The organism is Bradyrhizobium sp. T-12, from assembly GCF_058314695.1.
On the sequence record NZ_CM177756.1, the window covers coordinates 2,388,797 to 2,399,684 of the forward strand.

11 protein-coding genes are annotated in these 10,888 nt (G+C 65.7%); 8 read left to right on the plus strand and 3 right to left on the minus strand.

Translation table 11 applies throughout. The features are described from left to right. The first annotated feature begins 4 nt into the window (after positions 1-4). Genes AC0WRY_RS11305 through AC0WRY_RS11315 form a run of 3 tightly spaced genes read left to right on the plus strand, consistent with a single transcriptional unit; the run spans position 5 to position 2,716 of the window. Complete coding sequence (locus AC0WRY_RS11305) at positions 5-751, plus strand: 2OG-Fe(II) oxygenase (RefSeq protein WP_194407053.1); 747 nt, start codon at positions 5-7, stop codon at positions 749-751. Positions 752-760: 9 nt separating this feature from the next. Further along, positions 761-1,414 carry a DNA oxidative demethylase AlkB gene (alkB, locus tag AC0WRY_RS11310; protein ID WP_491123099.1) on the plus strand — a complete coding sequence of 218 codons (654 nt, stop codon included), beginning with the start codon at positions 761-763 and terminating at the stop codon, positions 1,412-1,414. 57 nt (positions 1,415-1,471) lie between these two features. Then, positions 1,472-2,716, plus strand: a complete 1,245-nt coding sequence (locus AC0WRY_RS11315; protein ID WP_194407055.1) for an MFS transporter — start codon at positions 1,472-1,474, stop codon at positions 2,714-2,716. On the opposite strand, the gene AC0WRY_RS11320 is transcribed toward AC0WRY_RS11315, so the two are convergent. The 3 genes from AC0WRY_RS11320 to hpaH form a co-directional block, all read right to left on the minus strand. Beyond that, complete coding sequence (locus tag AC0WRY_RS11320; protein ID WP_194407056.1) at positions 2,694-4,322, minus strand: thiamine pyrophosphate-dependent enzyme; 1,629 nt, start codon at positions 4,320-4,322, stop codon at positions 2,694-2,696. The genes AC0WRY_RS11315 and AC0WRY_RS11320 overlap by 23 nt on opposite strands. Before the next feature lie 86 nt (positions 4,323-4,408). Next, entirely contained in the window at positions 4,409-4,807 is a 399-nt protein-coding gene (locus tag AC0WRY_RS11325; protein ID WP_194407057.1) for a 5-carboxymethyl-2-hydroxymuconate Delta-isomerase, read from the minus strand. Between the two features lie 30 nt (positions 4,808-4,837). Next, a complete protein-coding gene (gene hpaH / locus AC0WRY_RS11330; protein ID WP_194407058.1) occupies positions 4,838-5,644 on the minus strand; it encodes a 2-oxo-hept-4-ene-1,7-dioate hydratase in 807 nt (268 codons plus the stop codon). Between the two features lie 111 nt (positions 5,645-5,755). Between hpaH and hpaR the strand changes: the two genes are divergently transcribed. The 5 genes from hpaR (at position 5,756) to AC0WRY_RS11355 (ending at position 10,884) form a co-directional block, all read left to right on the plus strand. Next, on the plus strand, positions 5,756-6,274 hold the full coding sequence (hpaR, locus tag AC0WRY_RS11335; protein ID WP_194407059.1) for a homoprotocatechuate degradation operon regulator HpaR: 519 nt from the start codon (positions 5,756-5,758) through the stop codon (positions 6,272-6,274). A gap of 114 nt (positions 6,275-6,388) precedes the next feature. After that, on the plus strand, positions 6,389-7,165 hold the full coding sequence (locus AC0WRY_RS11340) for an HpcH/HpaI aldolase family protein (RefSeq protein ID WP_194407060.1): 777 nt from the start codon (positions 6,389-6,391) through the stop codon (positions 7,163-7,165). Positions 7,166-7,331: 166 nt separating this feature from the next. Further along, positions 7,332-8,855: a UxaA family hydrolase gene (locus tag AC0WRY_RS11345; RefSeq protein ID WP_194407061.1), complete on the plus strand. Its 1,524-nt coding sequence runs from the start codon at positions 7,332-7,334 to the stop codon at positions 8,853-8,855. Positions 8,856-9,083: 228 nt separating this feature from the next. Beyond that, positions 9,084-9,602 (plus strand): PAS domain-containing protein, encoded by a 519-nt coding sequence (locus AC0WRY_RS11350; protein WP_194407062.1) that lies wholly within the window; start codon positions 9,084-9,086, stop codon positions 9,600-9,602. Continuing rightward, the gene (locus tag AC0WRY_RS11355; RefSeq protein WP_194407063.1) at positions 9,580-10,884 is read left to right on the plus strand and encodes a methyl-accepting chemotaxis protein; all 1,305 of its coding nucleotides are present in this window, start codon (positions 9,580-9,582) and stop codon (positions 10,882-10,884) included. The genes AC0WRY_RS11350 and AC0WRY_RS11355 overlap by 23 nt, the downstream gene beginning before the upstream one ends. The last annotated feature ends 4 nt before the right edge of the window (positions 10,885-10,888 follow it).

Genomic DNA, 10,888 nt, shown 5'->3' on the forward strand with positions numbered 1-10,888 from the left:
CGCCATGGCAATCGCGAAACGTATTACCGATGTCGATGCTGCGCCCGATCTTGCATCGCACGTCGATGCCCTCGACTGGTCGCAGATCACCGCCGAGCTCGACTCCCAGGGCTGTGCCGTCCTGAAAAACCTGCTGACGCCGGACCAGTGCCGCGCCGTCGCGGCGCTCTATCCTGACGATGCGCATTTTCGTAGCCGCATCGTGATGAGCCGCCATGGCTTTGGCCGCGGCGAATACAAATATTTCGCCTATCCGCTGCCCGACCTGATCGCGCAATTGCGGCCTGCGCTGTATGCGCATCTGGAACCCGTCGCCAATCGCTGGAACGAAGCGATGGGGATCGACATCCGCTATCCCGCCGTGCATGCCGCTTTCCTCAAGCGTTGCCACGAGGCGGGGCAGGCGCGGCCGACGCCGCTGCTGCTGCAATATGAGGCCGGGGACTTCAACTGCCTGCACCAGGACCTCTACGGCGAGCACGTGTTCCCGCTGCAGGTCGCGATCCTGCTGTCCGAGCCGGGCCGCGACTTCACCGGCGGCGAGTTCGTGCTGACCGAGCAGCGCCCGCGCATGCAATCGCGCGCAGAGGTGGTGCCGCTCGCGCAGGGCGACGCGGTCGCCTTCGCTGTGCATCACCGCCCGGTGCAGGGGACACGCGGCGCCTATCGCGTTAATCTCCGCCATGGCGTCAGCCGGATCAGGTCCGGTCAGCGCCACACGCTGGGTGTGATCTTTCACGACGCGAAATGAGCGGAGCCATTGACGGCTGATTTGTTCGACAGCGTTGCCGAGGCGCAGCCGTCGCGCGAGGAGATCGCAGACGGCGCCGTACTGTTGCGCGGCTTCGTCACGCCGATCGAGAGCGAGCTGATCGACGCCGTGCGCGCCGTCGTGGCGCAATCGCCGTTCCGCCGCATGACCACGCCCGGCGGCCACCTGATGTCGGTGGCGATGACCAATTGCGGCGAGCGCGGCTGGATCACCGATCACACCGGCTATCGCTACGATCCCATCGATCCCAGAACCGGCGCGCCCTGGCCGGCGATGCCACCGGTGCTGCGCGATCTCGCTCGCCGCGCGGCGGAGCAGGGCGGTTTTACCGGCTTCGCGCCCGATGCCTGCCTCGTCAACCGCTACGAGCCCGGCACGCGGCTGTCGCTGCATCAGGACAAGGACGAGCTGGATTATTCGGCGCCAATCGTCTCGGTCTCGCTCGGGCTGCCCGCGACCTTCCTGTTCGGCGGCCTCGCTCGCGCCGACAGGCCGCGGCGTTTCCGGCTGGTCCACGGCGATGTCGTGGTTTGGGGCGGCCCGTCCAGGCTCGCCTATCACGGCGTCGCGCCGCTCGCCTACGGCGAGCATGCGCTGCTCGGGCGGAAGCGGATCAATCTGACCTTCCGCCGAACGCGCTGAGGCGTTTCCTCGCCCGCTTGGCTCGTCTAAGCTCGGGACCGGGGGGAGGCGGCTGACATGACGACCATCGAGCACACGGCGGATGCCGGGACGGCTAATCGCACCGGCCTTTATCTGGCCGCGCTGCAATTGGTGTTCACGCTGGGCTGGACAACTTACGTCATCTACCTGCCGAAGCTCGCCGCCGAGGTCGGGATCGCGCCGGGCGCCGTCATCCTTATCCTGATGCTGGATCAGGCCATCTTCACCATTGCCGACACCGCGATGGGAATCGCCGCCGACAAGCTCTCGCCTTACGCCGGCCGGCTCGGCCTGTTCGTCGGGATCGTCACCGCGATCTCCTGCGCCGCATTCGTGGCACTGCCCTTCGTCGCCGGAACCGGTGCGGCTGCGCAAGGCTGGTTCATCGCACTGATCGTGATCTGGTCGGCGACCTCCTCGGCGCTGCGCGCGCCGCCGCTGACCTTGCTCGGCAAGCACCGCGCCAAGCCGCAGGCGCCGTTCCTCGCGGCGCTGGCGATGCTCGGCTACGGCGTCGCCGGCGCGGTCTCGCCCTATCTCGGCGTGGTGCTGCGCGAGCACGATGCGCAGCTGCCCTTCGTCATCTCCAGCGTGGTGCTGCTGCTCACGGCACTCGGGCTGTCGCGGATCGAGCACGACGTGGCGCGCGACACCATGCCGCCGAGGCCGGACGAGGCGGCAAAGCCGCTCGGTCTCGTGCCGATCGCCTTCATCGTCGCGATGGTCGCGCTCGCGCTCGGCTACCAGTTGCATTTTGCCATGAACAGTGCGCCGGCCTATCTGCGGTTCGCGGCATCCGGCGAACTGCAATGGCTGATGCCGGTGTTCTGGATCGGCTTCAACATCGCGATGTTTCCGGCGAGTCTCGTCGTCAAGCATCGCGGCGGCCTGATCGTGATGGGCGCCGCAGGACTGCTCGGCGCCGTCGCGATCGCGGCGGCCGAGCTCGCCGGCAACCTCAATACGCTGATCGCGGCGCAGTTTCTCGCCGGCGCCGCATGGGGCTGCATGCTGATGAGCGCGATCTCGGCTGCGCTCGCGATCGGCTCGACCGGCGCCGAGGGCAAGGTCACGGGCCTGGTCTTCTCCGCACTCGCCCTCGGCACGTTCGCACGCATGGCGGCCGTCGCTGGCGGCCTGCAGAAGATGCCCGAATACGCGCCGCTGCTGCACTGGGCGCCGGTCGCCTGCTGGTCGGTCGCAGGCGCGGGCTTGCTGGTGATCGCGGCGGCGCGGCTACAGGGCGGCGGTGCTCAGATCAAGGCTTCGGCGGGTGGATGAACGCCCACGGGCTGACTTCGGAATCCCGCGCCACTTCCACCGAAATCAAATACGGCCCGCCATGGCTAAGCGCCTTCTCCATCGCTGCCTTGAACTGGTCCGGCGCCGTAACGCGCGCAGCCGCAACGCCAAATGACTCCGCGAGCTTGACGAAATCCGGATTGACCAGATCCGACGCCACCACGCGGCCGTCGAAGCGTTCACGCTGGTCGCGGCGGACATTGCCGTAGGCGTTGTTGTTGAACACCAAGGTCACCACGCCGATGTTGAACTGCACCGCGGTGGCAAGCTCCTGCACGCCGAACATGAAGCCGCCGTCGCCGGTGATGGCGACCACCGGCTTGTCGGGATTGGCGACCTTGGCGCCCAGCGCGGTCGGGAAGCCCGAGCCGAGCGTGCCCTGGTAACCCGAAGTGATGAAGGTGCGCGGCTGGTAGATCGGAAAGCCGTACCAGGAGGCGAAGCCGAACTGTGACAATTCATCGGTCACGATCGCATTCGCCGGCAGCACCTCGCGCAAAATGTTGAGATAGGCCATCTGCGGCTGGATGCGCTGGATCTCGGCCTGCGCGGCCGCGGTGGCCTCGCGGATCTCCTCCCGCCGCCCACGCGTCCGCGCATGGCCGGCTTTCTTCACCGCCGTGACCAGGTCGGCCGTGCCGGCTTTGGCATCGGCGACGATGGCGGTATCGACGGCGAGACGGCGCATCTCGGCCGGGTCGATGTCGATGCGAATGGATTTGAGGCCGCTCGGCTGATAGGGCCAGCGGAAACCGGACGCCGGCAGCTCGGCGCGCGTGCCGATCGCGATCATCAAATCGGTCGTGGGCCACAGCTTGTAGGCCGCGGCCATGGTCAGGCCGAGCTCATGCGCGTTGGAGACGATGCCGCGCCCGCTGCGGAAGGCGACGACGGGCGCATCGATCATCTCGGCGAGTTCGAGGATCTCCTCGCCGGCCTCGATCGCGCCGCTGCCGACGAAGATCATCGGCGCCTTGCTGGCCTTGATCCGCGCCGCCGCCTGCTTGACCAGATCGGGATCTGGTTGCGGGGAGGGCAGCGGCTCCAGCACCCGGGCCGCCGAAGTTGCGGCGCGCTGCGTGAAGACGTCCCAGGGCATCTCGACCGAGGCGGGGCCGCGCCGGCCCGAATTCATCTCCTGGAAGGCGCGCGCCACGATTGTCGGCGCGTTGGCTGGATATTCGATCCGGTCGGCCCATTTCACATAGGTGCGCAGGGTCGCGAGCTGGTCCGGCATCTCGTGCAGATGGCCGCGGCCCTTGCCCAGGAATGGCGTCGGCACCTGGCCGGTGACGCACAGCACCGGCTCGTTGCAGCCGAAGGCGGTGAGCAGCGCCGCGCTGGCATTCAGTACGCCGGGGCCGGGCACCACGCTGAACACGCCGGGTCTGCCGCTGGAGCGCGCATAGCCGAACGCCATGTAGCCGCAGGCCTGTTCGTGCCGCGCGCCGATCACCTTGAGCTGGGCCTGGTGAAAGGCGTCGAACAGGCCGTAGACCTGTGCGCCAGGCAGGCCGAACACGGTGTCGACGCCGTGGGCGACCAGGCCGCTTACGATTGCTTCGCCGCCGGTGAGGGTGGTCATTGCGCTAAATCCAATTCAATTGACGTTCGGGTATCCGCGACACTGCCATTTTGGCAGAACTCGGACGCCCGCGGCTTCGAAAAACATCAACCCGCTTGTGCATCCGCTTTCAGGGCGTCGTGGATGTTGTTGCGCTTCCAGCTGGTGTCCTTGTCGTTGATCTGCATGTCGAACGACAAGGCGAACTTGCTGGCGGCAAAAACGGGATCGAGATGGCGCGAGAGCGCCTGGAAGACGTGCTCGCCGGCCTGCTGTCGCGTCTTGAGGTCGCGGCCCTCGCCGATGCGGAGCACCATGTCGAGAAAGCCGTAATCCTGTCTGGCGTCGGCGATCGCATAATGCTCGCAGCGGATGGCGCGGACGCGGATGCCGCCGAGCGGGAAGATGCCGGTCTCGACCGCCGCCTTGCGCACGACTTCGCACACCAGCTTCATGTCGAGACGGCCGTCGAGATTGGCCGAGTATTCGATCGTGAAATGCGGCATCGCGTTTTCACTCCCTGTCGTCTTGTTGCCTTACGCGAAGTAGCAGCTCACCGAGCCATAGGCGCCATAATCGGCCTGAATTGTGTCGCCCTTGCGGGTCTCGATCGGACGGATGAAGGAGCCCGCGAGCACGATTTGGCCCGGTTCGAGCGCGAGCCCAAGCGGCGCGATCTTGTTGGCGAGCCACGCCACCGCGGTCGCCGGATGATTGAGCACGCCGGCGGCAAGGCCGGTCTCCTCGAGCTGGCCGTTCTTGAAACACAGCGCACCGATCCAGCGCAGGTCCGCGTCGAGCGGGCGGATCGGCCGGCCGCCGAGCACGATGCCGGCATTCGCCGCATTGTCGGCGATGGTGTCGAAAATCTTCCGCGTCGCTTTCGTGGCGGGATCGACGCGCTCGATCCGGGTGTCGAGGATCTCCAGCGCCGGCACGACGAAGTCGGTGGCGTTGAGCACGTCGAACAGCGTGCAGTCGGGGCCCGAGAGGCGCTTGCTCATAACGAAGGCGAGCTCGGCTTCGACCCGCGTCGCGATGAAGCGCTCGGTCGGCACCAAGCCGCCATCGGCAAAGAACATGTCGTCGAGCAGCACGCCCGAATCCGGCTCGTCGATGTTGAGCGCGCTCTGCATCGCCTTCGAGGTCAGGCCGATCTTGTGGCCCTTGACGGTGCGCCCCTCCGCGATCTTGACGTCGACCCAGGCCTTTTGAATCGCGTAGGCATCGGCAATGGTAATGCCGGGGAAATCCTGCGAGAGCTGCCGGATCTGCGTACGGGTCTTCTCCGCCTGGTGCAGACGCCTCGCGCAGGCTTGGATATCGTCGTCGGAAAGCGCCATTTGCGATCTTACAAATTGAGGTGCCGCGAGATGCTTAACATGTTAAATGAATGCGTCAAACCCCATTTCGGCTTGCTGCACCGCAAACTTCCTGCGGTTTGAAAGGGCATCATGGTGAAGAAACCGGCTGATCCAGCGAACGGAAGCGTGTCCGCCACACGTCAGGTGCCGATGCGCGATTTCTCGCGCTCGCTGCCGATGTCGCTGCTGCGGGCGCGCGAAGCGGTGATGCGGCAGTTTCGTCCCTCGCTGCGCGAGCACGGCCTGACCGAGCAGCAATGGCGTATCCTGCGCGCGCTGGCGGCGATCGAAGCGGTCGAGGTCACGGAACTCGCGCGCACGGCGTTCCTGCTCGGACCGAGCCTGTCACGCATCCTGCGCGATCTCGAGGCGCGCAATCTGATCGAGCGCAGAATCGCGAAAGCCGACCAACGCCGCAGCATGGTCTCGATCTCCAAAGAGGGGGTGAAGCTGATGGCCGCCGTGGCGCCGAATTCCGAAGCGATCTATGCCGAGATCACGCGACGCTTTGGCGCACGCAAGCTCGCCGAATTGCAGGACATGCTGAGCGAACTCGAACACAGTCTTGCCGGGCTCGGAAGCGCGGATGATACCCTCGCGGAGGGGTGAACCCAGATATGCGCGCGTGCGCGGCGAGAGCCATGGACATTCACGCTTTTTTTCGCTCAAAGTGCGGCCGAACCCGATCCGCGGCGAGTGAAAGCAACAGGGAAGGAAAGCAACGTGGGCAATAAGGTCAAGGACATCTGGAAGTCGGGCAAGGCCGTGGTCAACGCGTGGCTGGCTATTCCCTCCGGCTTCTCGGCCGAGATGATCGCGCAATGCGGCTTCGACAGCGTCACCGTCGATATGCAGCATGGCGTGCAGGACTATCTGTCGATGGTGCAATGCTTCCAGGCGATGGACAAGCATCCGGTCACCCCGATGGTCCGCGTGCCCTGGAACGAGCCCGGCATCATCGGCAAGGTGCTCGACGGCGGCGCCTATGGCGTGATCTGCCCGATGGTCAACACGCCGCAGGAAGCCAGGAACCTCGTCTCCTATTCGAAATATCCGCCGCAGGGCGTCCGCTCCAACGGCCCGATCCGCGCCGGCATGTACGGCACCGCGGGCTCGTACCAGAAGACCGCCAACGCCGACACCATCCTGCTGCCGATGATGGAGACCAAGACCGCGGTCGAGAACATGGAAGCGATCCTCGACGTCGAGGGCATCGACGGCGTCTATATTGGCCCGTCCGATCTCGGCTTCTCCTACGGCCTCGAGCCCAAGCTCGACCGCTCGGAGCCCGAGATCCTCGCGATCTACGAGAAGATCATCAAGGAGTGCGGCAAGCGCGGCCTCAATCCGGGCATCCATTGCAGCGGCGCCGAAGGCGCAGCGCGCGCCATCAACATGGGCTTCAAGCTGGTGACGCTGTCGAATGAGGTCGGCCTGATGACGACCTACGCCAAGATGCAGGTCAACGCGACCCGCAAGGATTCCGGCGGCAAGGCTTGAGCTTGTGTGTCCCGGACGCGGCGCAGCGCAAAGCGCTGCTCCGCAGAGCCGGGACCCAGTCGCTGTCAAGCACATGACGTAACACTGGGCCCCGGATCTGCAGCGCACCGCTGTCGCGCAGCGCAGCGTCCGGGGCACGATACTTGAAGACCCAAGGAGACCTCCCATGACCATCAGCCCCGTCATCCGCCTGCATCCCGATGATGGCGTGCTGATCGCGCGCGCCAGCCTGCCGCCGGGGACATCGGTGGCCGACGGCGTGACCACGGTCGAGCGCATTCCCTCCGGCCACAAGGTCGCGATCAGGCCGTTCGCTGTGGGCGAACCTGTGATCCGCTACGGCCAGATCATCGGCTTTGCGACCCAAGCCATCGCGCCGGGTCAGCACGTGCACGTGCAGAACATCGGCATGGGCGATTTCGCCAAGGACTACGCCTACTGCGCCGACGTCAAGCCGACACCGAATTTCGATCTGCCGGCAACGTTCGAAGGCATCCGCCGTCCGGACGGCCGTGTCGCCACCCGCAACTATATCGGCATCCTCACCTCGGTGAATTGCAGCGCGCATGTCGCAAGCCTCGTCGCCGACGTCTTCAAGAAGAATCCCTTCACCGGCGACAATCCGCTGGCCGATTTCCCCAATGTCGACGGCGTGGTCGCGCTGACCCACAAGACCGGCTGCGGCATGACACAGAACGAGCCGCTCGCGCTGCTCCGCCGCACGCTCGGCGGCTATGCGCGGCACGTCAATTTCTCCCACGTCATCGTGCTCGGCCTCGGCTGCGAGGTGAACCAGATCGGCGGACTCATGGAAGAGCAGAAGCTCGCCGGCCGCCTGCGCGCGATGGACATCCAGGAGGTCGGCGGCACCCGCAAGACGGTGGAGGCGGGCATCGCCTTCGTGCGCGAGGCGCTGGCGGATTCCAACAAGGTCAGGCGCGAAACCGTGCCGGCAAGCGAACTCACCGTGGCTCTGCAATGCGGCGGCTCAGATGGCTATTCCGGCGTGTCCGCCAATCCGGCGCTGGGTGCTGCCAGCGATCTCATCGTGCGCCACGGCGGCACCGTGATCCTGTCGGAGACGCCGGAAACCTACGGTGCCGAGCATCTCTTGACGCGCCGTGCCGTCAGCCGCGAGGTCGGCGAGAAGCTGGTCGATCTCATGCGCTGGTGGGACGACTACACCGCGCGCGAAGGCGCCGAGATGAACGCCAATCCGAGTCCCGGCAACAAGGCCGGCGGCCTCACCACCATTTTGGAGAAGTCGCTCGGCGCGATGGCGAAGGCCGGCACCACCAATCTCGTCGAGGTGTTGCGCTATGCCGAGCCCATCACCAAGAAGGGCTTTGTGTTCATGGACACGCCCGGCTACGACCCGGTCGCGGCGACCGGCCAGGTCGCCGGCGGTGCCAACCTCGTCTGCTTCACGACCGGTCGCGGCAGCGTGTTCGGCTGCAAGCCGGCGCCCTCGATCAAGCTCGCCACCAACACGCCGATGTACAAGCGCATGGAAGAGGACATGGATGTCAATTGCGGCACCATCCTCGAAGGCGAGGAAAGCGTGCAGGAATGCGGCCAGCGCATCTTCGACCTCATCCTGAAGACGGCCTCGGGCCAGCCGACCAAGAGCGAGAGTTTTGATTTCGGCGGCGCCGAGTTCGCGCCCTGGGTGCTCGGCGCGACGATGTAGTCGCGCTACGCACCGATGCAATCGCGATGCAGTCGCAATTGAATCAAGTGATAACGGCGGCGCGTGCAGTTGCGCCCGACGCAACGATCGCTCGCTAAGTAATGATACGGAGGCGCGTATCGCGCCCGCAAGTTCCCAAGCTTACACCTGATTAACACTGTTGCCGTAGACAGGGCGTGATGCGGCTCCACAGCGTGGTGGGGCCGGCCTTTGTTCAGGGATCAGACGATGCAAGCGATACGTCCTACTGGGGTGGAGAATCTCCTCGGTGAGGAGGAGCTGATCGTATCGAAGACCGATCTCAAGGGACGCATCACCTACGCCAACGACGTCTTTCTGCGCATGGCGAAATATCCCTGGAAGCAACTGATGGGGGCGCCCCACAGCCTGATCCGCCATCCCGACATGCCGCGCTGCGTCTTCAAGCTGCTATGGGATACGCTCCAGGCCAAGCAGGAAATCTTCGCCTACGTCGTCAATCTCGCCGGGGATGGCAGCCATTATTGGGTGTTCGCTCATGTCACCCCGACGCTCGACGATCGCGGCAACATCATCGGCTATCATTCCAATCGGCGCAGGCCCGATCCGGCGCCGGTCGAGAAAATCAAGCCGATCTACAAGGCGCTCTGCGCCGAAGAGGCGCGCCACGCCAATGCCAAGGACGGCATGCGCGCGAGCTTCGACGTGATGGTCGGTCTGCTCAAGCAAAACGGTGTCGGTTACGATGAATTTGTGCTCTCTCTCTAAGGCGCAGGGAGCGACCGCGCTCGCGTGTGTTGTTGCCGTCGTTGCTTTTGTTCTCTCTGTTATCGGTGTGACCGGAGTGGCCAGCGCCGCGTTGCTCGGCGCGACGGTCGCGCTGCTCGGCTATGGGCTCTGGTGCCAGCATCGCGCGGCACTGGCCGTCGACGAAGTCGCCGACGTCTGCCGCAAGGCGGCGCGCGGCGATCTCGAAGCGCGGATCCTGAGCGAGCGCCAGGCCGGGCGGATCGGCGCCATCCAGAAATCCGTCAACGACATGCTCGACATCACCGACGCCTTCGTGCGCGAGGCTTCGGCGTCGATGGACTATGCCAGCCGCGGCAAGTATTTCCGCAAGATCCTCGCGCGCGGCTTGCCCGGCTCGTTCCGCCGCTCGGCCACCGTGATCAATGCCGGCACCGACAGCCTCGGCCGCCGCGTGGTCGAGATCGCGGGCCTCGCCCAGCAGTTCGGCACGCATCTCGACGACGTCGCAGGCAGCCTCATGAGCGCCGCGACAGATCTCGAATCCGACGCCGGCCAGATGGCGGCCGCGGCGGAGATGACGAGCCGCCAAACCTCCGGCATGCGCAACGCGTCCGATCAGGCCTCGAGCAACGTCGCGACGGTGGCGAGCGCCGCGGAGCAACTCACATCCTCGATCGCGGAGATCAGCCGCCAGGTGGAGGGCTCGACCACCAGCACCGGCCGCGCCGTCGATGAGGCCAATCGTGCCGGCAGCGAGATCCGCATCCTTGCGGATGCCGCGCTGCGGATCGGCGACGTCGTCAAGCTGATCAGCGAGATCGCCGAGCAGACCAACCTGCTGGCGCTCAACGCCACGATCGAGGCGGCGCGGGCGGGCGAGGCCGGCCGCGGCTTCGCGGTCGTCGCCTCCGAGGTCAAGAGCCTCGCCAACCAGACCGCGAAGGCGACCGAGGAGATCAGCGCCAAGGTCGGCGAGATGCAGCAATCGACGACCAATTCGGTCGCAGCCGTCGAGGCGATCGCACAGACCATCGCCGAGATCGACGGCATCACCGCGAGCATTGCGGCCTCGATCGAGCAGCAGGGCTCCGCGACCCGGGAGATCGCCCGCAACGTCCAGGAGGCCTCCGCCGGCACCTCGCAGGTCTCCTCCAACGTGACAGGCATCAGTGAAGCCGCCGCCGACACCGGCCGCGTCGCCAGCCGCGTCAACAGCGCCTCCGAGCGCGTCCACGGCGAAGTCGAGACGCTCCGCCGCGAGGTGACGCAGTTTTTGCAAAGACTGACCTCGGCGGCGTAGGCTG